The following is a 22687-nucleotide window of genomic DNA, read 5'->3' on the forward strand; positions in this document are numbered from 1 at the left end:
CCTAGTTTTCCAGGCGTTCGGGTTCGGGCAGCACGCCGCCGAACCAGTGTTCGATCAATGCGCTGGCGATCGAGGTGCCCGAGGGCACCCCGATGGCCCCGGAGCGGACCTCGGCGGCCAGCTCCTCGCGGGTGAACCAGCGCAGGTCGATGATCTCCACCCCGTCGGGCACCAGCTCGGTGCCCGTGGCGGTGGCGGTGAACCCGAGCATCAGCGAGCGCGGGAAGGGCCAGGGCTGGGAGCCCATGTAGCGGGGGTTCTGCACGATGACCCCGGATTCCTCGGCGACCTCGCGGATGACCGCGGATTCGAGGGATTCGCCGGGCTCGACGAACCCGGCCAGGGTGGAGAAGCGGGTGCCGCCCCAGGCCTTGTTGGCGCCCAGCAGCAGCCGGTCGTCCTCGTCGGTGATGGCCACGATGACGGCCGGGTCGGTGCGCGGGAAGTGCTCGAGGTCCTCCGCGGCGCAGTGCTTGACCCAGCCGGAGTCCCGCAACTGAAGTTTCCCGCCGCAGCCCGGGCAGAAGTTCATCGAGTGGTTCCAGTTGGCGATGGCCACTGCCTCGACGAACAGCCCGGCATCGCGCGCGCCCAGCCCGGCGGCGACATCGCGCAGGCCCAGCCACTGCTCCGGGTGGGTGGCGGCGGTGCCGGCCGCACCGTCGTCCGCGGCCGGGGCCTCGGGGAAGGAATGCAGCACGATTTCGGTGCTGCCGTCGGAGCCCAGGTAGATCTCTGTCCCGCCGGCCGGGACCTGCGTGCCCTCCAGCAGCACCAGTTCGCCGTCGAGCACCCGGGCGCGGCCGCCGATCATCACAAGGTGCCGGGTCCTGGGGTCCGCGCGCAGCGCATCGAGCCAGCCGGCTTGGGTGCGCCGTTCGCAGCCGCGGTCGATGGCGGTGCGGGCCAGGGGCAGGGCCCCTAGCTCGGGGTGGCTGGTCACGGGTTGCTGCACGGTATCGCTCATAGCATCAACCGTACTGACCCGACCGCCACAACGCATACTTCGGGGCGCCGGTTGTGGCTATCGGCGCACCCTCCGCGGCGGACGGGCCGGTGGCCGGCGCAGCCACCCGGCCCGGCCCCGGGGTGCGCGATAGCCGGCGGCGGGCGGGGATTGGACGCAAAACACGCGACTCGCCGCCGCACGGCAGGACTCGAACAGCCCTTGCGGTCTACGGTGGAGGATGTGAAACGCTCTCCCATGGAACTCGCTGCCATCGCCACCGCTGCGGTCCCCGGCTTGGCGCCCACGGGCGTGGCCTCGTTGCCGGACGACGGCAATGATTTCGACTCGGTGCTCATCGTCGACGCCGCCAAGAACCGCTGGCGCGTGCGCTCCCCCCGCCACGAGGAAGCGTCGATGCGCCTGGAATCGGAACTGGCCGCGCTGCGTGCCTTCTCCGCCGGCATCCGCGCCTCGCTGCCCTTCCAGCTGCCCTCCGTTGCCGGAACCGTGCGGCAGGGCCCGCTGCGCACCTTCGTCTACAACCACCTGCCCGGCAAGCAGTTCTCCCTGGAGGACCTCGTGGGGCAGGGTTCGCGCTGCGCCCGGGACCTGGGCGCCGTGATGGCCGCGATCCACTCGATGCCGGCCTCCGCCATCGACCGCGCGGATCTGCCCTCCTACACCGCCGAGCAGGTGCGCCAGCGCCGGCTCAACGAGCTGGACGCCGCGGCCACCACCGGCATGATCCCCTCGCGGCTGCTGCGGCGCTGGGAACACGCGCTGGAGGACGTGGCGCTGTGGCGCTTCAACGCCACCGTCATCCACGGGGACCTGCACGAGGACCAGCTCCTGGTCCAGGACGCCAAGGTCGTGGCGGTCACCGGCTGGACGGACCTGCAGGTCGGGGACCCGGCCGACGACTTCGCCTGGCTGGCGGCGGTGCACGAGCAGTCCTTCGCCGAGGCCGCCTTCGAAAGCTATGTCGCGGTGCGCGGGGACCGGGCCGATCCGCACATCATGCGCCGTGCCGCGCTGGCCGCCGAGTTCGCCCTGGCCCAGTGGCTGGTCAAGGCCATTGCCGGGGGCGACGCCGAGCGCATCGCCGAGGCCAAGGTCATGCTCGAGGAGCTCGACCACGACATCGCCGAGTACGGCGGCCAGCCGATCTCCGTGGTGGAGCCCCCGCGGGCGGCCAAGCCCGAGCCCGCGGACGCGCCGCCGGAACCTGTTCCCTCCAACGAACGCGTCACCGTCATCGGGATTGATGCCGCCGACGACGCCGGGGACACCGCCGAGGACAATGAACCGGCAGGGAAACACGCTGAGCCGGAAACCTCTGCCATGCGGATCCTGCCCTCCCCCGTGAGTGCCGCGCCGGCCCCTCCAGCATCCCCGCCGGTCCCGACCGCAGCCCCGATGCATCCGGCCAGCGCCCCGGTGGCATCCAAGAAACCGGTGCCGGCACCCGTTGCCGCCGCGGCCACGGGATCCGCGGTTTCGGCAGCCGAGGCTTCTGCACCCGGGTCCGCGAACTCCGATGGCCCGAAGACGCCTGTTGACGCGGATCATTCGGACAACAAGGGCAGCGACGAAGCCGGCAACCAAGAACACCCAGACAAGGACACGGCGGGAACGCCCACGGACGATGCCCCGGCATCCGGACGTTCGGCCGCGGCAGCGGAACCAGAGACCTCCGCAATCCCGGTCCAGAAGCTCGAAAAGCAGTAGGCGGCAGCAGCCCGGCGCCTCGATGGCGCCGGACCGCACGTGGCTTCAACTTCGGCTTCGGCTTCACACGCGGCAAGGCGCCGCGACTGGCCCTCAGGCGTGTGCCGGGCTTAGCCCTCGATCGCCGGCACCCGTCCCAGTTGGGCCATGGACGCGGTGATCAGTTCCTCCAGTTCCGCCTCGTCGGCCAGGTCGTGCGGCCGGATGGTGGTGCCGGATCCCACGTAGTAGAACGCCGCGCGGACCTGGGATACGTCGATGCCACGCAGGCGCGCCCAGCCCAGCCGGTACACCGCCAGCTGCAGGGCCTTGATCCGCAGTTCCTCCCCGCGCGGCACCCTCCCGGTCTTCCAGTCAACCAGCAGCCAGGCTCCGTCGGGCTCCTTGAAGATCGCATCGATGCGCCCGCGCACCGACACCGGGCCGATCCGGGTCTCGATCGCGGCCTCCACGAACGCCGGCTGCCGGTTGGCCCATTCGGAGTCGAGGAACGCGGCCTTCATGTCCTCCAGGTCCAGCGCGTCGTCGATGTACGCGTCGGCGGCCTCCAGGTAGTCGCCCAGTTCCAGCATCCCGGTGGAATCGAAGTACTCCTCCAGCCAGGCGTGGAAGGCGGTGCCGCGGCGGGCGGCGGTGCCCGGGCGGCGCGGGACCGGGCGGCGCAGCTCGGCCAGCACCGAGGCGGCATCGGTGGCCAGGTCCACGAAGACCGAGGCACGCACGTGCTTCGGGATCGCGGTGGTCCGCTCCTCGGCGGCTTTCTGGGCCTGGCGGGCCAGCAGCAGCTCCGCTTCGTGGAACCAGGCCTTGCCGGTCGGGGTCGACCAGGGTTCCTGCGCCTCGGGCCCCTGGCCGACGGACGCCGGTTCCCGGTGCCCGTCGCTGGAATCCTCGCCTGAACCATCGCGGGATTCTTCCCTGGCCCGCGCGGCGGCTTCGAGCACCGCCGCCGCCGAGGCCTCCAGCTTGGCACGGCGTCCGGCCGGGCGGGGACGGACCACCCCGCCGCCGGAGACGACCGGGCCTTCGAGCGGGTCGTACGGCCAGCGGGCCTCCAGCGGCGCCTCGCGGAACGGGTTGGCCTCCGGCGCGTCCTCGTCGGCCACCCACAGGGTGGTCGTCGCCGACGGTGCCGGCCCCTCGGACAGCGGGCGCATGTCCAGCAGGAAGCTGGAGGGCTCGGTCAGCTTGGTGCGCGTGCCGGTCCAGGCGGTCGCCGAACAAATCAGCAGCGACTTGGCGCGGGTCAGCGCGACATAGGCCAGCCGGCGTTCCTCCAGCTCGGCGTGCGCGAGCACCTCGGACTTGAACATCGCCTCGGCCTTGACCACGTCGAAGAGCGATTCCTGGTCGGTGTCCCACTGCGGCAAATCGTGCTTGTCCCCGCGCAGCGGCCACGGCAGCGCCGCGTCCCCGCTGGTCCAGCGCGAATCGCTGGCGCTGGGGAAGATGCCCTCGTTCATCCCGGTCACCGCCACCACGTCCCATTCCAGGCCCTTGGAGGCGTGGATGGTCAGCAGCTGCACCGCATCCGGGTTCGGCTCCCCGGGCACGATCGCCAGTCCGCCCTCCTTCTCGGCCGCGGCCTCCAGCCAGGTCAGGAACCCGGCCAGGTCGACCCGGGTGGAGGTGGACGCGTAGTCCTGGGCGATGTCGGCGAAGGCGTCCAGGTGGCGGCGCGCCTCGTGGATGCCCACCCCGGGCTTGGCGGCCACCTCGATGTCCAGGCCCATCGCGCGTTCGGTCTCGCGCAGCAGCGTCTCCAGGTCGTCGTCGATGAAGCCGCGCAGGTAGCGCAGCTCGTCGCGCAACTTCCGCAGCCGGCCCAGCGCCTCGGCCCCCAGTGAGCGCCCGTCGCCGGAGACCCAGTCGGGGTGCGGCAGGTAGTCCAGCGCCTCGATGAGGCTCGCGGCGTCGTTGAGCTCGGCCCGGGCCTCGCCGCGGGTGACTTCCTCGGCGCTTTCGGGGGCGTCGAGGTTTTCGGCCACGCCGTCCTTGAGCGCGAATTCGCGGCGGCGGGCCAGGAAGCGCGACCAGTCGGCGAAGGCCATCAGGTCCGCCGGGCCGATGCGCCAGCGTGCCCCGGCCAGCAGCCGCACCAGGTGGTCGGAGCGGTTCGGATCCACCAGCACGTTGAGCGTGGCGACGATGTCGGCGACCTCGGGCATGCCCAGCAGCCCGCCCAGGCCCAGGATTTCGTACGGGATGCCGGCGTCCTCCAGGCCGCGGGCGATGGGCATCAGCGCCGAGCGGGTGCGGCAGAGCACCGCCATCGACGGGTTCCGTCCGTGCGCGGCGGCAAAGGAGCGGCGTTCGGCGGCGAAGCGGGAAGCCAGGGCCGCGGCCTCCTGGGAGCCGGTGGCGTAGCGGGCCAGCTCCACCGTTCCGGTCCCGGCGAAGGCGCTGGGCTTGAGCGAGGGCACCGAGATGCCCGAGGGTGCGACCGAGTTCAGCTTCGCGGAGACCGCGTTGGCCGCCGAAAGCACGTTGACCGAGTTGCGCCAGGCCGTGGACAGGTAGGCCACCGAGGCCGGGCGCAACCGCCCGGGGTCCTCGCTCTCTCCCTCGTCCCCGGAACCCGGGCCGCTGGTGCCGTCGAGGCGCGCCGGGAACTCGGTCGGGAAGCGGAAGAGCTGCCCGGCGCTGGCCCCGCGGAATCCGTAGATGGACTGGTTGGGGTCCCCGACGGCGGTCAGCGCGTGCCCGTCGCCGAAGATGCAGGAAAACAGCACCATCTGGGCGTGCGAGGTGTCCTGGAACTCGTCGAGCAGCACCACCTTGAACTTCGCCCGTTCGCTGTGCGCCGCCTCCGGGATTTCCCGGGCGATGCGCGCGGCCAGCGCCACCAGGTCCCCGTAGTCCAGGGCGCCGCGGGCGGCCTTGGCCCGCGCGTAGTCCACGGCCAGTTCGGCGATGGTGGCGCGGGTGCGCAGCCTGTCCAGCAGCTTGCGGGCATCGATCGAGGGCGCTGCCTGCTTGTCTATCCGGTAGGGCAGCGCCTCGAGCCGACCCACCAGCGTATCGATCCATTCCTTGGCATACACCGGGTCCACCAGGTGCTCGGCGCATTCCCCGGCGAAGGTGACCACGGCGTCGATGAGCGTGTTCTTGGAGGAGGCCAGGTGCTCGTAGTCCCCGGCGTAACCCTCGACGACCGCGGCGGCGACCTGCCAGGCCTGGGCGGTGCCCAGCAGCGCGGTGTCCGATTCCACGCCGATGCGCAGCCCGTGCTCCTTCACCAGCGTGTTGGCGTAGGAGTGGTAGGTGGACACCGAGGGATCCAGCAGGCCTTCGTCCTCGAGTTCCAGCAGCCCGGAGCGGGCCAGCTTTTCCAACTGCCCGCGGATGCGCTGGGCCAGTTCCCCGGCGGCCTTGCGCGTGAAGGTCACCCCGAGGATCTCCTCGGGGCGCACCTGCTTGTTGGCGACCAGCCAGATGACCCGGTCGGCCATCGTGGCGGTCTTGCCCGACCCGGCTCCGGCGATCACCAGCAGCGGCTCCAGCGGCGAGGAAATGATCGCCGACTGCTCCGGGGTCGGCTGGTGCTGGCCCAGGATCTCCGCCAGCTCCTCCGGCGAATACACCCGCGGCGGCTCCGTGCCGCCGAGGCTCGGTGCGGACACGGCCTCCGCCTGGCTGGCTTCTTGGGTGCGGTTCATGGCTCGGTGACCTGCCTTCCTTCGGAACATAGTGGACAAATCCCCGGCAGCCGGCAGTTGCTGCCGCTGCGCCCGCCGCGGGCCGGGTCGTGGCGCGAGAGGAAGTCCGCGTCGCCCATCAACTGGGCGGCGGCCAGCACCATCGGTGTGGCCCAGTCCGTCTCGGTGATGGCCGGTTGCGCCTGCTCGCGCGGGGTCTTGGTGCTGGTGCCCAGCTGCACCAGCGACGCACCGGCGGGCACCGTGGTGAGCTCCTCGGCGGTCTTCCCGGCCAGCGCCCCGTTGATGATCGCGGCCTGGTAGGCGCCCAGCTGCGGGTGGTGTTCGACGTCCTTGCCGCTGGGCTGGGACTTGCCGGTCTTCAGGTCAACGACCCACGGGTTCCCCGCCGCGTCGGCCTCCACCCGGTCCACGACGCCCCGCAGCAAGGCGGCACGCGGAGCCCGCGGATCGGCCGGCGGCTGTGGCCCGTCGGCTCCGGGCACGTCCCCGGGTCCCGGCACGTCCACGGACCCGGGTGGGTGGATCAGAACCTCGAAGGGGATTTCCCGGCCGATCAGGCGCCGCTTTTCGGTGCTCATCATCACGTTGTACTGCGCCAGTTTCTTCAGCATCGATTCGGCCCGCTCGCGGTCCCGGGCACCCTCCCAGTTCTGCGGCATTTCCAGCTCGCCCCAGCGCTCGTCAAGCACCCGCTGGTACTCCGCGCCGCTGGCCTCGGGGTGTTCCTCGGCGATGGAGTGGACCAGGGTGCCCAGGGAGCGGGCGAAGTCGGTGGCCGCCTCTCCCCCGGCGGCCTGGACAAACCAGTTCAGCGGGGAGTTCATCACGGACTCGACCTTCGACGGGGAGACCTTCACCGGTTCCCCCGGCGGGACCACCGGCCCGTGGGAGGTGGACTCGGCAAGACCCCACCAGCTAGCCGGGTGCGCCCCGCGGATCGGGTGCGGCGCGGCAACCAGGGCGCCGAGCACCGCGGTGGCGTCGCGGTGCAGCGGCTCGCGGGCCGTATCCAATGCCGTGGCCTCGGCCGCCTGGCGCAGCTCGGCCACCAGCGCGCCGAGCGTCCGGGGCCGGGGTACGAAGGCCGCCGCGCGTCCCTGGACCGCGCCGACGGGGTCCACGAGGTCCAGGAAGGAGGAAGGCGCCGTGTCCTCGGAGGCCACGGCGATGGCGATGACCTTCTCCCGGGCGCGGGAGATCGCGTTGGCGAAGGTGCGCAGCTCGTCGGCACGGGTCTCGCGGATCAGCGAGGCGATGTTGCGCACCGGCAGGATCTGCGGGCCGTGCTCGATGACGTCGCTGAGCGCACCGCCGCCGAGCAGCTCGCCGCGCAGCTTGGTGTTGGGCCAGATCCCTTCCTGCATCCCGGGCACCAGCACCAGGTCCCATTCGCGCCCGGCGGCCGCCGCGGTGGTGAGCACCTGGACGGAGGCAGCGGACCCGCCGCGGCTGGCCAGGGTGTCCATGGGCAGTTCCTGGCCCAACACGTGCTCGACGAACTGGGCGACGGAGGAGCCGGGCAGCTGGTCCACGAAGCGTTCGGCGGACTGGAAGATCGCCAGCATCGCATCCAGGTCGTGATCCGCGCGGGTGCCCAGGATGCCGCCGGCCAGCGCGGCGGCGCTCCACTTCTCCCCCATGCCGCTTGCGGCCCACAGGGCCCACAACGCTGTTTCGGCGTTCACGTTGCTGCCGGCCAGCTCCTCGCGCAGCGCGCGGTACATGCGGGCCAGCCTGCGGGCGCCGGCGGCCTCCCGCCCCATGGTTTCCAGCAGTTCCAGCTCGTCGAGCATCCCGGCCAGCAGCTCGGCGCTGGAGCGGTTCCCGCCCTGGGCGACCTCGTGGCGGCGCAAGCCCTGGCGCAGCCGGCGCACGTCCAGTGCCGAGGCGTTGGCGTAGCGGGACATCAGCAGTTCCTGCAGCAGCAAAGGGTCCGCCGGCGCCCCGGGCGCCAACGCCAGGGACATCAGATCCAGCAGCGGGCGCACTGCGGGTTCCTCGCGCAGCGGGGTTTCGGCCGGCGGGGTGTTCACCGCGATCCCGGCCCCGGCCAGGTACTTGGCCATGGACCGGACCTGGGACCCGTTGCGCAAGATCACCGCCATGGACTCCAGCGGACGGTGGTTGATCAGGTGTTCCTCGAGCAGGCGCTGGGCCACCAGGCGTTCCTCGTGGATCGGCGAATCGACCAGCAGCACCTCCAGGCAGCCAGGTTCCGGGGCACCGGGTTCGTCGTTCCCGGAGACCTGCCCCCCGGTTTCGGTTCCCTCGTCCGCGGCCGTCTCCGGCACCTCGGCGGTGGCCGGTGCATCGGGGAACTCCAGCTTCCGTCCGGCGCCTCCGGCGGCAACCGGGATGCGCCTGGCGACCTTGCCCCAGGCCTCGGCCAACTCAGGGTTCAACCGGTAGGAAGTGCGCAGTTCCAGGATGCGCGCGGGCGCGTTCCCGGTGCCCAGCCGTGCCTCGAACTCGCCGAGCATGTCGGGGCGGGCACCGCGGAAACCCTGCACCACGTTGTCCGGGACGGCGAAGGCCACCAGGTCCCGGCCCCGGGCCAGCAGCGAGAGCAGGTGGTGCTGCGCGGGGTTCGCCTCCTGCAGGTCATCGACCATCACCAGGTGCAGGCGCTCGTGTTCGGCTTCCAGGAACTCCGGGTTGTCCTCGAGGATGTGCGCGGCGGCGGCCAGGAGCCCCGCCGGGTCGAACGCCTCGGCGCTGCCCAGGTCCAAAAGGTCCCGGTATTCCTGGTAGAACTGCGCCGCTGCCACCCATTCGGGACGGCGCAGCGACTCCCCCAGGTCCTGCAGCGCACCGGCCTCCAGCCCGTGCTCGGAGATCCGGTCGAAGAGTTCACGCAGTTCCTTGCGGAAGCCGCGGGTGCCGATGGCCTCCCCAAGGGACTCGGGCCACTCCGGCCCGGGAGTGATGCCCAGGGCGTGGCCCTCGAGCAGGTGCCCGATCAGGGTGTCCTGCTCCGGACCCGAGAGCAGTCGGGGCGGCCGCTGCAGCGCCGGCAGCAGCCCGTCGAGCCGGGCCCTGCGGATCAGGTCGAAGGCGTAGGCCGACCAGGTGCGCACGGCGGGTTCGGAAAACGTCTTCTCGGTGCCGGCGGACAGGTCGTCGCGCAACGTGGCCGCGGCGGAACGCGTGGGGGAAAGCACCAGCACATGCTGCGGGTCAAGCCCGGCATCCAGCCGGTGCGTGAGCACCCGCAACAGCGTGGTGGTCTTCCCGGTGCCCGGTCCGCCCAGGACCAGCACCGGTCCATGGCCGGGTGCCAGCTCCAGGAGTTCTTGCTGGTCCGGGTCGGCGGCCAGGGAATCGGCCGGGGCGGTTGCCACGGTCTCCGGGGCGGATGCGAGGGTGTCCATGTGCTCCATCAGATCATTCGGGGGCGACGTTTTGGAACCGGGAGCGCTTCGGCCACCCGGTCGATGCGCGCATGGTCTGCCTCGGTGGGCACCCAGCGTGCACGTTTCATCCGCACCCGGGCCTCGGTGCACGGGGTCGCTTCCCGCGCCCAGTGCCCGGCCGCGACCGGTTGCAAGGCGGCCGGCAGGGTCCCGTCGGAGCGGATGACCCGCCACCAGGTGACCTCCGATCCCCCGCGGCCCATCACCTTGCCCACCTGTCGCGGGCCACCGGACCCCAGGAGTTCGGCGATGTCGCCGTAGGAGAGGACCTTGCCGGCGGGAATCATGGCGACCACCGCAAACACCGCTTCGTCGTACTCCAGTCCCGCCTCGGCCGCAGCTCCGGCCGTTCCCGGGAGATCCATGGCTCCCCCCGCATCCGGAACCGTTGTCCGTGCTGACTGGTCCAAGGTTGTCTCCTCACGTGCCGTGCCCATCCACACCCATTATCGGGGGTCGGGCCCGCTGTTCATCCACAAGCGCGCTGCGGATCGCCAAAGTGTCTCAGGTTCCCGGTAGCGTTGAGGCCATGACTTCCTGGCATACTCTCCCCCGCGCCGCATTCGATCTCGAAACCACCGGCCGCGACCCGCTCGATGCACGCATCGTCACCGCCTCCATCCTGGTGGTCAACGGGCGCTCCGAAATCCTGCAGACCAGGGAATGGCTCGTCAACCCCGGCGTGGCCATCCCGGAAGAGGCCTCGGCCATCCACGGCATTTCCACCGCCAAGGCGCAGGCCGACGGCATGGATGCGGCCACCGCAGTTGCCGAAATCTCGGCGTTCCTGGCCGACCTGTTCCTCACCATGCCCGTCATGGCCTTCAACGCCGCCTACGACTTCACGGTGCTCGACCGCGAAGCCAAGCGCCACGGCCTGGCCCCGATCGTCCCGGCCCCGGTCATCGACCCCTACGTCCTGGACAAGCAGGTCGACAAGTACCGTCGCGGCAAGCGCAACCTCTCGGTGATGAGCGAGTTCTACGGCGTTCCGCTGCTCAACGCCCACACCTCGGAGGCCGATGCCGCCGCCACCATCGGGATTGCCGATGCGCAGGCCGCGAAATACCCCCAGCTGCAGGCCGACCCCGCCGCACTGCACGCGCAGCAGATCAAGTGGGCGGCGGAGCAGGCAGCAAGCCTCCAGGAGTACTTCCGCCGCAAGAACCCCGACGCCGTCGTCGACGGCCAGTGGCCGGTCAAGTCCTAGCCAGGCACCTCACGCAATATGTCGAAGGGATCCCGACTCGGGATCCCTTCGACGTTTCCGGGGCGAAGCCCGGGCCTGCGGGTCCCTTGCCGCCGGGGCACCCCGACCGGCACTTCGCGGCGCCAATCCCGGCGGCGTCCGCGCAACATGAAGCAATATTTCCCCACCAACGGCTCCGGGTGAGCCAGCTCACCCTACGCATCGGTAACCCCAAGCCCCTTTTTGCGCCAGCCGCGCCAGCGAATTATTCGAAAAAACCTCCGCTCCCCCAAGAAAACGGCAGCCAAACCCGGCGCCGTCGAGAGCCGTTGCGAAGAAAGTCGGGAAACGGCCACGATTGCGCTGCAATCGTTCGACAGTGATTCAATGTCAGGTACCCCCTTTACTTTTTGATTGCTAAGGACATCCCCCTTTTGATCACAGTCACTGACCTGCGCAAGGTCTACCAGCAGGGCGACCGCACCGTCGTCGCCCTGGATGGAGTCTCCTTGCACGTCGATGCCGGCCAAATCCACGGCATCATCGGCCACTCCGGCGCCGGCAAGTCAACACTTGTCCGTTGCCTGACCTTGCTTGACCGCCCGACCTCCGGGTCCGTTGCCGTGAACAACCAGGAACTGGCCAATGTCTCCGACTCCGACCTGCGCACCGCACGCCGGCGCATCGGCATGGTCTTCCAGCATGCCAACCTGATGGATTCGCGCACCACCGCGCAGAACGTGGCCTTCCCGCTGGAACTCATCGGCACCCCCAAGGCCAAGATCGCCGAAAAGGTCAATGCCCTGCTGGAACTGGTTGGACTGACCCAGTTCGCCGACGCGTACCCGGCCCAGCTTTCCGGAGGGCAGCGCCAGCGCGTCGGCATCGCCCGCGCCCTGTCCTCGGATCCCGACGTGCTGCTGTGCGACGAACCCACCAGCGCGCTGGATCCCAAGACCACCGACGAGATCCTTGCGCTCATCAAGTCCGTGCGTGACCGGCTGAACCTCACGGTGCTGATCATCACCCACGAAATGAACGTCGTGAAGCAGGCCTGCGATTCGGTCTCGCTGCTCGAAGCCGGACGGATCGTCGAACACGGTGCCATCGCCACGGTCGTCGCCGACCCGGCCAGGCGCCTCTCCCAGGCGCTGCTGCCGATGCCCGGCAAGCTTCCGGCGGATCTTCCCGCCGGCGTCGTGCTGGATCTGCTCTACTCCGGTTCCCAGGCCACCGAGCCGGTGATCTCCTCGATTGCCCGCACCTTCAACGTGGACGTGAACGTGCTTGCCGGTTCCGTCGAGAACCTCGGGGCACACCAGTTTGCGCACCTGCGCATCCAGCTGCCCGAGGGCTCGGACATCACCGCCATCACCAACCACCTGCTCGCCAACGGTGTTGCCGTGACGCCCAAGGAGGCCAAGTAGTCCATGGACTTCTTCAACGATCTTGTCACCAACCCCGGCATCACCAAGGCCATGTGGCCGGCGTTCATCGAAACCATGCAGATGGTGGCCATCGCCGGTGTCTTCACCGTGATCATCGGCCTGCCGCTGGGGATCCTGCTGCTGAACACCTCGCAGGACGGGCTGACCCCCAACAAGCCGCTCAACGTGGTGCTCTCCGGAATCATCGTCAACATCACCCGGTCGATCCCGTTTGCCATCCTGATGGTTTCGCTGATCCCGTTTGCCAAGCTCATTGTCGGCGTTTCACTGGGTCCGGTGGCCGCCTCGGTCTCGCTGACCATCGGCACCATCCCGTTCTTCGCCCGCCTGGTGGAAACCGCGCTGCGCGAGGTCTCCGGCGGGAAGATCGATGCGGCCCTGGTCATGGGATCGACCAAGATGCAGGTCATCCGCAAGGTCCTGGTTCCCGAAGCCATGCCCGGCATTGTTGCGGCGGGCACCACGACGCTGGTGACCCTGATCGGGTACTCGGCGATGGCCGGCCTGGTCGGCGGTGGCGGGCTGGGACGCTTGGCCTACAACTACGGCTTCCAGCGCTACGAACCGGCGATCATGGTGGTCACCATCGTGATCATGGTGGTCATGGTCCAGCTGGTCCAGGTCATTGGCGATCGCATCGCCCGCGTGGTGGATCACCGCTAGCCCCCGGCGCACGATCCGCCCACAGCATTCCGACGGCCCGGTCCGTCGGGGCGCAGCCAGTAGCCGCTAGCTGCGTGAGATCGCCGGCAGCACGCCGGCACCAACGAAAAGGAACGCAGCTCATGCGCAGGAAACTCGCACTTGCCCTCACCGGCGTCGCCACCCTGTTCGCCCTGACCGCCTGTGGCGGCAATGCCGGCGCACCGGCCGCCAGCACCGCGGAAACCGGCAATGCTTCCGGCTTGACCGTGGTCAAGGTCGGCGCCAGCCCGGTCCCGCATGCCCGGATCCTCGAGTACATCGATGAGAACCTGGCCGCGAAGGCCGGCATCGACCTGGACATCACAGAGATCGACGACTACCAGACCCCGAACCTTGCCCTCAGCGACAAGTCGATCGACGCCAACTTCTTCCAGCACGTCCCGTTCTTCGACGAGCAGGTCGCATCGAAGGGCTACGAGCTGGAGCACGGCACCGGAATCCTGCTTGAACCGCTCACCGCATTCTCCAAGAAGTATGCGGAGGCTTCCGCCGTCGAGGACGGTGCAACGGTGGTGCTCATGAACGATCCGTCCAACCAGGTGCGCGGCCTGCGTGTGCTTGAGGGAGCAGGGTTGCTCTCCGGAATCGTCGACGGCGACTCCGCGCTCAGCGTTGAGTCCGATGCCGCGAAGAACCCCAAGGGACTGAAGTTCCAGGAGGTCAACGCGGAGCAGGTCCCCAAGTTCTACCAGGAAGACCCGAACATCGGCCTCGCCATCGTCAACGGCAACTACATCGTCCAGGCCAAGCTGAACAAGGACGAAGCCCTCGCGGTTGAGCCCGTCAAGGACAACCCGAATGCCAACATCCTGGCCTGGCGTGCAGGCGAGAAGACCGAGGGCGTGACCAAGCTCGATGAGCTGTTGCACTCCGATGAGGTTCGCGACTACATCGAGACCACGTGGCCGGAGGGCGACGTCATCCCGGCCTTCTAGGCGTTCCGCGCCACCTCGCACCAAGCACCGCCCGCTTGGGCAAAACCACGTACCACCCCCCGTAATCCCCGATGGTTTTCGACGGCTCACCCTCGTCGACGCGCAGCTGGTAGCCGCTTCGCTGCGTTGGTTACCCGGTGTCCATCCACACCGGGTCTTGATGAAAAGGAAACGCATCGCTATGCGTAAGAAACTCGCACTTGCCCTCACCGGCGTTGCCACCCTGTTCGCGCTGACGGCCTGCGGCGGCGGCACCGCCGCTGCCCCCAGCGCATCGCAGAGCGGCGACAGCGCCGCACCGATCGTTGTCAAGGTTGGTGCGAGCCCGATCCCGCACGCCCAGATCCTCGAGTACATCGATGCCAACCTGGCTGCAAAGGCCGGCATCGACCTGGACATCACCGAGATCGAGGACTACCAGACCCCGAACATCGCGCTTGCCGACAAGACCCTGGATGCAAACTTCTTCCAGACCGAGGCCTACCTGGCAGACCAGGTGAAGACCAAGGGCTATAAGTTCGAGCACGGCGCAGGCGTCCACGTCGAGCCGCTGACCGCGTTCTCCAAGCAGTTCAAGGACGTCGCCTCGGTGACCGAAGGCGCCACCGTGTTGCTGAACAACGACCCGGTGAACCAGCTGCGCGGCCTGCGCGTACTGGAAACCGCAGGCCTGCTCAGCGGCCTGGCCGATGACGATTCGGCCCTGACGATTCAGGACGACGCCGCCAAGAACCCCAAGAAGCTGAAGTTCCAGGAAGTGAACTCGGAGCAGGTTCCCAAGTTCTACCAGGAAGACCCGAAGATCGGACTTGCGATCGTCAACGGCAACTACATCGTGGCTGCCAAGCTGAACACCGACGAGATCATCGCCCAGGAAGACGCGGTCAACAACCCCAACGCCAACTTCCTGACCTGGCGCGAGGGCGAGAAGACCGACGGCATCGCCAAGCTCGACGAGCTGCTGCACTCCGACGAGGTCCGCGAATACATCAAGAGCACCTGGACCGACGGCAGCGTACTTCCGGCCTTCTAGTCCCCACGGTTCACCCGGGCGCCAAGCCACACGCGCCACGCGCCGAACCACGAATGCGCCGTCCCTCCCCTGCCACCGGCATCGGGCGGACGGCGCATTTTCGTTTCCCCGGACTTATCCACAATTCCGCCGCGGCCACTCCACTCCCCGTGCCCACGATGCATCATGGAAGGCATGACCACCTCCACCGGCATCATCGACGCGGCCCTGGCCGCGCTCAACGGGGCATTGGAAACCGGGACCACCGGCCCAACCCCGGATGCCGGCATGCCCATCGACCCGCTGCGGACCCTCGCTGCCCTCGAATTGCTGCTGCGCCACACCGTTGATGCCGTGGATCGGTCCATCGCAGATTCCCCGGTCCGCGCCGCGGCCTTTGCACGGCTTTCCGAGCACTTCGCCCACGCCGGCAGCCACGCGCAAATCGTCGCCGCGGGCTCGTGCGACAGGACCGAGGTCAATACGCTGACCGACGGCGCGCTGGCCGGGCTCAACCAGGTCCTGGCCGCCCCCGAGGCCTTCGCCCGCGGCAACACGCAGCTTCCTGCCGATGCGGTGAGTGCCGCCGACCGCAAGCCCCTGCACAAGGGCACCCCCGAGTTCCTCGAGTCCCAGTTCAATCTCGACTACTTCCAGGCCGAGCACCGCGTGAAATCTCACGACCGGCTGCTGCCGCACCTTGACGCCGACGGGCAGCAGGCACCGGCCCGATACCCGCAGCTGGGCAGGATCCTTCAGTCCGGCACCGCGGACCCGCGCACCGTTGCCAGTGCCGCGGCCAAGCTCGCCGCGCTGGAGACCTCCATCGAGGCCCAGCCCGATCCCGCCAACGTGCGCACCAAGCTCGAGGCCTTGGTCGCCGGCATCCTGGCCACCGCCGGACAAAAGACCGTGGACAAATTGATCAAGCAGGCTGCCGCCGACCTTGACCGCAGCGTTCTTGAGCGCGAGGAAGCGGCAATGCTGCAGAACCTGAGCGTGCAATTCAAGTGCAAACGGCCCACCGGCTACGTCTGGGAGCTGACCACCGATGCCGTGGGCCACGCGTTCCTCAAGCGCCTGGCCGATGATTTGAACAACCCGCGCACCGCTTCCGGCCGGCTGCCCTTCCCCGCAGGTCCCGGCCTGCCGACGGATACCCCCGACGGCACTTGTCCGCCGCAGGATGCCGCGGACAGCGCCAACGACCCGGCGGGAGCCCCAAACGGCCTCCACGCCATCGCTTCGGGCGTTCCGGCCGGCAGCCTCGACCAGGGCTTCCTCCCGATTCCCGAATGGGCCGCAAACCCGGACACGCCCGTCGACCAGCGCCCACGTGCCGGCTTCAACGACGTGGGCCGTCCGGTGGCGCTCTCACCCGAGGAAGCACCCCGACCGGGGGAAACCGCGAAGGAAACCAACGCGCGACTGCGTGCTCGTCGGCTCTACCAATTGATCTTCGATGCGATCACCAGGTACATCGACCCGCACACTCCGGAGGATGTCTGGATGCCGCTGAGCTCCCGTATCGAGATCCTGGTGACGATCACCTACGAGGCGTTGGCCGGGATCACCGACCAACCCGGCTTCACCGAGGACGGCGACCTCATTTCCGCGGCAACGGCACGTCGGCTGGCCTGCAACGCCGGCATCCTGCCGCTGGTCATGAGCGGCAAAAGCCAGCCGCTGGATCTGGGCCGTAAGGTCCGCTACTTCACCAAGGCGCAGAAGCGGGCCATCGGCGCCCGCGACCGCGGCTGTGCGAACCCCGGCTGCTCGATGCCGGTCCACCGGACCGAGGTGCACCACATCAAGGCGTTTTCCGAGGGCGGGGAAACAAACGTGTCCAACGGGATCTTGCTGTGTATTTCATGCCACACCGCCTACCACGCGGGGCATTTCGACATCGTGGTCATCGACCAGATCCCCCACGTGGTGCTGCCCGCATCGCGGGATCCGCTCCGATTGCCCAGGCGGAACTGGGTCTTCCATCCGGAAGCCGCAGCCGCCTGATCGTCTTCAACCACAGCAGGACACCGTTGTCCGCTGACCGGCTCACGGCACGCCCGCTCGCCTCTCCACCGCCGTCTGCCCGGTGTGATGGAACTGCGGGCCTGGAGAACATCGGTAATCACTCACCCGACAGGTCGAGACCACCGATTTGACCGGGCTCCACGACGCGGTGGGGTGGAGCGCCTACACCGACTCCCCCGCGACTCTCCTAGCCTCGATCCGGGGTTCCCGCACCGTGGCCGTGGCCCGTCCCGGCAACCAGCTGGTCGGGTTGGCCCGAAGCATTTCCGCCGGCGCTTCCATCTGCTGCCTGCAGGACGTCCTGTGCATCCCGCGATCGCGGCAGGTAAGCAAAGCGCCGGCGCCACGCCTGGATCTCGGGGATCCTGGTGGCACCGGCGCTTTGACCAGCAGCTGCTGCCGGCTGCCAAAGCAGCCAACCGCCAACGGGAACTACTGTGTGGCGGGCTGCGGCTCTGCGGTCTTTTCCATCGCTGCCACTTGGTCCGCGTACTTCTGGTTCAGGCGCGAGTGGCGCCGTCCGTAGCCGAAGTAGATCAGCACGCCGAGCACCAACCACACGACAAAGTAGATCCACGTCTCCACGGCAAGGTTGACCATCAGGTAGGTGCACAGCAACGCCGAAACGATCGGGATGACCGGGCCGAACGGAACCCGGAAGGCGGGCTTGAGGTCCGGGCGCTTGCGGCGCAGCACGATGATGCCCAGGCTGACCATCACGAAGGCCGACAGCGTGCCGATGTTGATCATCTCCTCGAGCACATCCACGCGGGTGAAGCCGGCCACCAGGGCGACCAGCGAACCGCAGATGACGGTGATGCGCACCGGTGTGCCGCGCTTGGCGCTGGTCTTGGAGAGCGAGTAGGGCAGCAGCCCGTCGCGGCTGATGGCGAGCACGACCCGTGAGAGCCCCATGAGCAGCACCATGACCACCGTGGTCAGGCCGATCAGTGAGCCGACGGCAATGACCGAGGCTGCCCCTTCGTTGCCCACCAGCGAGAACGCGGTAGCCAGCGTCGGTGTCTCCACGGCCGCCAGCTCCTTGTAGGAGACCATTCCGGTCAGCGCGAACGAAACACCGACGTAGAGCAGCGTGGTCAGGGCAAGTCCGGCGAAGATGCCGCGGGGCAGCGTCTTGTTCGGGTTCTTGACTTCTTCGGCGCTGGTGGCCACGACGTCGAAGCCGACGAACGCAAAGAAGACCAGTGCGGCGCCGGCAAGCACGCCCATCATTCCGTATTGGGCCGGTGCGGCGCCGGTGGCAAAGGCGAAGAGCGACTGCTTGAGCACCTCGGAGGTGCCATCCCCCGTGGCCGGAACCGCCTCGGGGATGAACGGAGTGAAGTTCTCCGCCTTGATGTAGAACAGGCCGGCGACGATGACGAAGAGCACGACGGCGATCTTGATAATGGTGAACACATTCCCGACCGTGGCTGACAGCTTGGTGCCCATGACGAGCAGCAGCGTGAACAGCGCGACGATCAGCAATGGTCCCCAGCTCATGGTGACGATGCCTAGGTCAATGGTGGGTGAGAGGTGTACTCCCACGAGCTGGAAAACTTCGGTGAGGTAGATACCCCAATACTTGGCGATCACCGCGGCTGCAGTGAAAAGTTCGAGGATCAGGTTCCACCCGATGATCCATGCAATGAACTCGCCCATGGTGGCATAGGAAAACACATACGCCGAGCCTGCGACGGGGATCGCGGTCGCAAATTCCGCGTAACACATGATGGCCATGGCACAGGTAAGCGCTGCGATCACAAAGGAGAGCGTGACTGCCGGTCCGGAGAAGTTTGCTGCGGCCCGCGCGCCCACGGAGAAGATGCCGGCGCCCACCGACACTGCCACACCCATGATCATCAGATCCCAGGTGTTCAGGGTCCGCTTGAGCTGGCGGCCGGGTTCCGCGGCGTCAGCCAGGAAACTCTCCACGGGTTTGGTACGAAAAAGGCTCACTGATTTCCTCGGCGGCAATGAAACGCGAAAACTAACCGGACAAGCCTAGCCGCGTTGCCCATACGCCCCTGTGGACCGCTTGCTCCCTGATGCACCCCGGCGCCGGGAATCCTTGCACCTTCCCCCACACCCCGGCATGTTGACCAATCAGTATCTGACGTGTCCTTTTACCGCATTTCTCATGGCCCATCCGCATCGACGCGACTTTCCCCCACGGGCCTCGGTCCGACAAATGCGCCGAAACGAAAAGTGGTCTAGAGCTCACCAAATTTCATCTCCCGGGCGCTGTGAGCCGCCCAAAAACATGAAAAAGCCCCCGGAAAGCTCCGCATCAAGCGATTGACGCGGCGGCTTCCGGGGGCTTTTACGCCCCTGTCGGGCTAGACGGCGGGAACAGCCGAAGCTGCCGCACGGGCCGCGGCCGGGAGCGCGTCGAAGATCTTGTTCATGGCCTCGTCGTCGTGGGCCGACGAGAGGAACCAGGCCTCGAAGACACTCGGCGGCAGGTAGATTCCCGACTCGAGCATCGAGTGGAAGAACGGCGCGTAGCGGTAGGCCTCTTGGGCCTGGGCCTGCGCGTAGTTGTGCACGCCGTGCTCCGAGGTGCCGAAGGCGACCGAGAACAGGTTGCCCGCTCTCTGGATCGAGTGGTCGACGCCCGCGGCGGCAAGCGCCCCGGTGAGGGCAGCCTGCAGCTCGAGGGACTTCGCATCGATGTGCGCGTAGACCTCGGGCGTGGCGTGGGTCAGTTGGGCGATGCCCGCCGCCATGGCCACCGGGTTGCCCGAGAGCGTGCCGGCCTGGTAGACCGGGCCCAGCGGGGCCAGGTAGTCCATGACCTCGGCGCGTCCGCCCAGCGCGGCGGTGGGCAAGCCGCCGCCGATGACCTTGCCGAAGGTGTACAGGTCCGGGGTCCAGCCCTCGGTGCGGCCGCTCAGTCCCCAGTAGCCGGCATCCGAGGCGCGGAAGCCGGTGAGCACCTCGTCGAGGATCAGCAGCGCGCCGTTGGCGGTGGTGGTCTCGGCCAGGAACTTGTTGAAGCCCTCGTCCGGGGTCACGACTCCCATGTTGCAGGGGGCGGATTCGGTGATGACCGCGGCGATGTTCGCGCCGTGCTCGGCGAAGGCCGCGGTGATGGCCTCGCGGTCGTTGTACGGCAGCACCAGGGTCTCGGCGGCGGTGGCCGCGGTGACTCCGGCGGAGCCGGGCAGGGCCAGGGTGGCCAGGCCGGAACCGGCGGCGGCCAGCAGGCCGTCGAGGTGGCCGTGGTAGCAGCCGGCGAACTTCACGATCAGGTCGCGGCCGGTGTAGCCGCGGGCCAGGCGCACCGCGGTCATCGTCGCCTCGGTGCCGGTGGAGACCATGCGCATGCGCTCGACCCCGCCAAAGCGGTCCATCACCAGGCGGGCCAGCTTGCCCTCGTCGGGCGTGGAGGCACCGAAGGACAGCCCGCGGTCGACCGCCGCGTGCACCGCATCCTGGATGGCCGGGTGCGCGTGGCCCAGCAGCGCCGGGCCCCAGGAGCAGACCAGGTCGACGTAGGAGTTCCCGTCGGCGTCGGTCAAATACGCCCCCTTGGCGCCGACCATGAACGGGGGCACCCCGCCGACCGAGCCGAAGGCGCGCACCGGGGAGTTCACCCCGCCGGGCATGAGCTGCTGGGCGGTGGCGAAGAGTTCAGCGGAGCTGGTCATTACTTTCCTTCTTTCAGCCACTGGGCGATTTCACTGGCCCAGTAGGTCAACACGGTGTCTGCGCCGGCACGGCGGATGCCCAGCACGGATTCGAGGATTGCGGCGCGGCGGTCGATCCAGCCGTTGGCGGCGGCGGCCTCGATCATCGCGTACTCGCCGGAGATCTGGTAGGCGGACACCGGAACCGGGGACATCGCCGCGACGTCGGCCAGCACGTCCAGGTAGCTCATGGCCGGCTTGACCATGACCATGTCGGCGCCCTCGGCCAGGTCGAGCTCGACCTCGATCATGGCCTCGCGGCGGTTGGCCGCATCCATCTGGTAGCTGCGGCGGTCCCCGGTCAGCTGAGAGTCCACGGCCTCGCGGAACGGGCCGTAGAAGGCACTGGCGTACTTGGCGGCGTAGGCCAGGATGGACACGTCCTGGTGCCCCGCCTCGTCCAGGGCCTGGCGGATGACCGCGACCTGGCCGTCCATCATGCCCGAGGGGGCGACGATGTGCGCGCCGGCATTGGCCTGGGCCACGGCCAGCTTGCCGTAGATCTCCAGGGTGGCGTCGTTGTCCACGCGGCCCGCCGCGTCCAGCACGCCGCAGTGGCCGTGGTCGGTGAATTCGTCCAGGCAGACATCGGACATGATGACCAGTTCGTCGCCGACCTCGGCGCGCACCGCCTCGATGCCCAGGTTCAGGATGCCTGCCGGGTCCAGCCCGGCGCTGCCGACCGCGTCGCGGGTCTCGGGGATGCCGAAGAGCATGATGCCGCCCAGTCCCAGTTCGACGGCCTCGGAGGCCGCGGCCTTGAGGCTGTCCATGGTGTGCTGCACGACCCCGGGCATCGAGGTGATCGGGTTCGGCTCGGTGATCCCTTCGCGCACGAAGGCGGGCAGGATCAGTTGCTGCGGGGCCAGCACCAGTTCGGCGGTGAGCCGGCGCATGGCGGGGGTGGTGCGCAGGCGGCGGGGCCTGCGGGCGGGGAATGACATTCTTCGCTCCTTGTGAAGCTGGTGTGGTGGTAGCTAAGTCTTAGGTGGCTGGATCGGTGGAGGCTCGACGGGCGGAAGCTGCCCGGGAGGAAGCTGCAAGGGTGGAGTTTGCGTGGCGGGAGGCTGCAACGGCGGATTCCCAGGCATCGGCGAGCCCCTCGGGGGTGGGCAGGGCGGCGATGCCCGTCGGTTCCAACCCGTGCTCGCGCAGCCGCTTGGCGGTGCTGTCCCCGATGGCGATCAACTCCTGACCCCCAGTCAGGCGCGCGGCCAGGTCCGGAAACAGGACCAGGAACGTGTCGACGGTGCTCGGCGAGGAGAACATGACCGTATCCATCCCGGCCAGGGCCCCGGGGAGTTCGGGGACCGCGAGCAGGTACCCGCCCTCCGGCAGGTCCACCGGGGTGGAGGCCGGCGATCCAAGCAGCGCGCGTGCCGGATCCGCCGGGGCGGTGACGGTGTTGTAGGCAACGACGATGTCCGCATCCCAGCCGTGGGCCGCGAACCCGTCGCGCAGCGTGGCCGAGGCGATGTCCGCCTGCGGGGCGAACACCCGGGCGGCCGAGGTGCGCAAATCCGGCCAGTCCGCGAGCATGCCGCGGGCCGAGTGGTCGGTGGCGGGCATGAAATCGATTCGCGCGCCCAGAGCCTGGACGGCCCGCGCGGTAGCCTCGCCGACCACCGCGACCCGGGTGCCGGAGGGGATGCGCAATTCCACGCCCAGCGCCGCGGCCCGGGCGCCCAGCGCGGTGAGCGTGTTGACGGAGGTGAACACGCACCAGTCGTAGTGCCCGGACAGCATCCGGCGCAGGTGCGCATCGAGTTCCGCGGTGTCGGCGGGCAGCTCGAAGTCGATGAGCCGGCACACCGCCGTGCGTGCGCCGCGTGCCGCAAGGACCTCCACGGTCGCCGCGGCACGGTCGGCACTGCGCAGCAGCAGGGCGGTGCGCCCCGCCAACACCCCGGGATTCGACAT

The 22687-nt window shown here is 68.7% G+C and carries 15 protein-coding genes; 7 read left to right on the top strand and 8 right to left on the bottom strand.

Features of this window, described 5'->3' with window-relative positions:
• Window position 1 precedes the first annotated feature (1 nt).
• Window positions 2–967, bottom strand: a complete 966-nt coding sequence (gene nudC, locus FPY90_RS06705; protein WP_498684633.1) for an NAD(+) diphosphatase — start codon at window positions 965–967, stop codon at window positions 2–4.
• A gap of 237 nt (window positions 968–1204) precedes the next feature.
• Here nudC and FPY90_RS06710 point away from each other — a divergent pair, with 237 nt between their 5' ends.
• Window positions 1205–2677: a macrolide 2'-phosphotransferase gene (locus tag FPY90_RS06710; RefSeq protein ID WP_071213108.1), complete on the top strand. Its 1473-nt coding sequence runs from the start codon at window positions 1205–1207 to the stop codon at window positions 2675–2677.
• A 110-nt stretch (window positions 2678–2787) separates the two neighbouring features.
• On the opposite strand, the gene FPY90_RS06715 is transcribed toward FPY90_RS06710, so the two are convergent.
• The 3 genes from FPY90_RS06715 to FPY90_RS06725 are packed head-to-tail and all read right to left on the bottom strand — an operon-like array spanning window position 2788 to window position 10162.
• Window positions 2788–6336, bottom strand: coding sequence for an ATP-dependent helicase (locus FPY90_RS06715; protein ID WP_498684634.1), 3549 nt, complete (start codon window positions 6334–6336; stop codon window positions 2788–2790).
• Entirely contained in the window at window positions 6333–9710 is a 3378-nt protein-coding gene (locus FPY90_RS06720; protein ID WP_498684636.1) for an ATP-dependent helicase, read from the bottom strand. The genes FPY90_RS06715 and FPY90_RS06720 overlap by 4 nt, the downstream gene beginning before the upstream one ends.
• Window positions 9711–9718: 8 nt before the next feature.
• Window positions 9719–10162 (bottom strand): MGMT family protein, encoded by a 444-nt coding sequence (locus FPY90_RS06725; RefSeq protein ID WP_286135238.1) that lies wholly within the window; start codon window positions 10160–10162, stop codon window positions 9719–9721.
• Window positions 10163–10281: 119 nt separating this feature from the next.
• On the opposite strand from FPY90_RS06725, the gene FPY90_RS06730 reads away from it, so the two are divergent.
• From FPY90_RS06730 to FPY90_RS06755, 6 genes are all read left to right on the top strand, one after another.
• On the top strand, window positions 10282–10962 hold the full coding sequence (locus FPY90_RS06730) for a 3'-5' exonuclease (RefSeq protein WP_498684637.1): 681 nt from the start codon (window positions 10282–10284) through the stop codon (window positions 10960–10962).
• Between the two features lie 413 nt (window positions 10963–11375).
• Window positions 11376–12368, top strand: a complete 993-nt coding sequence (locus tag FPY90_RS06735; protein WP_071213103.1) for a methionine ABC transporter ATP-binding protein — start codon at window positions 11376–11378, stop codon at window positions 12366–12368.
• Between the two features lie 3 nt (window positions 12369–12371).
• Complete coding sequence (locus FPY90_RS06740; protein ID WP_071213102.1) at window positions 12372–13052, top strand: methionine ABC transporter permease; 681 nt, start codon at window positions 12372–12374, stop codon at window positions 13050–13052.
• Between the two features lie 122 nt (window positions 13053–13174).
• On the top strand, window positions 13175–14029 hold the full coding sequence (locus FPY90_RS06745) for a MetQ/NlpA family ABC transporter substrate-binding protein (protein WP_071213101.1): 855 nt from the start codon (window positions 13175–13177) through the stop codon (window positions 14027–14029).
• A gap of 181 nt (window positions 14030–14210) precedes the next feature.
• Entirely contained in the window at window positions 14211–15062 is an 852-nt protein-coding gene (locus FPY90_RS06750; protein ID WP_071213100.1) for a MetQ/NlpA family ABC transporter substrate-binding protein, read from the top strand.
• 174 nt (window positions 15063–15236) lie between these two features.
• Entirely contained in the window at window positions 15237–17054 is a 1818-nt protein-coding gene (locus tag FPY90_RS06755) for an HNH endonuclease signature motif containing protein (RefSeq protein WP_071213099.1), read from the top strand.
• A 453-nt stretch (window positions 17055–17507) separates the two neighbouring features.
• Here FPY90_RS06755 and FPY90_RS06760 read toward each other — a convergent pair whose 3' ends face one another.
• The 4 genes from FPY90_RS06760 to FPY90_RS06775 form a co-directional block, all read right to left on the bottom strand.
• Window positions 17508–19034, bottom strand: a complete 1527-nt coding sequence (locus FPY90_RS06760; RefSeq protein ID WP_071213098.1) for an amino acid permease — start codon at window positions 19032–19034, stop codon at window positions 17508–17510.
• A gap of 380 nt (window positions 19035–19414) precedes the next feature.
• Window positions 19415–20728 carry a glutamate-1-semialdehyde 2,1-aminomutase gene (gene hemL / locus FPY90_RS06765; protein ID WP_071213097.1) on the bottom strand — a complete coding sequence of 438 codons (1314 nt, stop codon included), beginning with the start codon at window positions 20726–20728 and terminating at the stop codon, window positions 19415–19417.
• Window positions 20728–21711, bottom strand: a complete 984-nt coding sequence (gene hemB, locus FPY90_RS06770) for a porphobilinogen synthase (protein ID WP_498684642.1) — start codon at window positions 21709–21711, stop codon at window positions 20728–20730. Before hemB ends, hemL begins: the two co-directional genes overlap by 1 nt.
• A 40-nt stretch (window positions 21712–21751) precedes the next feature.
• Window positions 21752–22687, bottom strand: a complete 936-nt coding sequence (locus tag FPY90_RS06775; protein WP_071213095.1) for a uroporphyrinogen-III synthase — start codon at window positions 22685–22687, stop codon at window positions 21752–21754.

The sequence above is a fragment of the Arthrobacter sp. C2 genome (assembly GCA_024207135.1).
Classification (GTDB): Bacteria; Actinomycetota; Actinomycetes; order Actinomycetales; family Micrococcaceae; genus Paeniglutamicibacter.

Excerpts from the sequence above, each read along its gene's own strand:
- nudC (WP_498684633.1), bottom strand. The coding sequence starts at position 967 with ATGAGCGATACCGTGCAGCAACCCGTGACCAGCCACCCCGAGCTAGGG.
- FPY90_RS06710 (WP_071213108.1), top strand. The coding sequence starts at position 1,205 with ATGGAACTCGCTGCCATCGCCACCGCTGCGGTCCCCGGCTTGGCGCCC.
- FPY90_RS06715 (WP_498684634.1), bottom strand. The coding sequence starts at position 6,336 with ATGAACCGCACCCAAGAAGCCAGCCAGGCGGAGGCCGTGTCCGCACCG.
- FPY90_RS06720 (WP_498684636.1), bottom strand. The coding sequence starts at position 9,710 with ATGGACACCCTCGCATCCGCCCCGGAGACCGTGGCAACCGCCCCGGCC.
- FPY90_RS06730 (WP_498684637.1), top strand. The coding sequence starts at position 10,282 with ATGACTTCCTGGCATACTCTCCCCCGCGCCGCATTCGATCTCGAAACC.
- FPY90_RS06740 (WP_071213102.1), top strand. The coding sequence starts at position 12,372 with ATGGACTTCTTCAACGATCTTGTCACCAACCCCGGCATCACCAAGGCC.
- FPY90_RS06745 (WP_071213101.1), top strand. The coding sequence starts at position 13,175 with ATGCGCAGGAAACTCGCACTTGCCCTCACCGGCGTCGCCACCCTGTTC.
- FPY90_RS06750 (WP_071213100.1), top strand. The coding sequence starts at position 14,211 with ATGCGTAAGAAACTCGCACTTGCCCTCACCGGCGTTGCCACCCTGTTC.
- FPY90_RS06755 (WP_071213099.1), top strand. The coding sequence starts at position 15,237 with ATGACCACCTCCACCGGCATCATCGACGCGGCCCTGGCCGCGCTCAAC.
- hemL (WP_071213097.1), bottom strand. The coding sequence starts at position 20,728 with ATGACCAGCTCCGCTGAACTCTTCGCCACCGCCCAGCAGCTCATGCCC.
- hemB (WP_498684642.1), bottom strand. The coding sequence starts at position 21,711 with ATGTCATTCCCCGCCCGCAGGCCCCGCCGCCTGCGCACCACCCCCGCC.
- FPY90_RS06775 (WP_071213095.1), bottom strand. The coding sequence starts at position 22,687 with ATGTCGAATCCCGGGGTGTTGGCGGGGCGCACCGCCCTGCTGCTGCGC.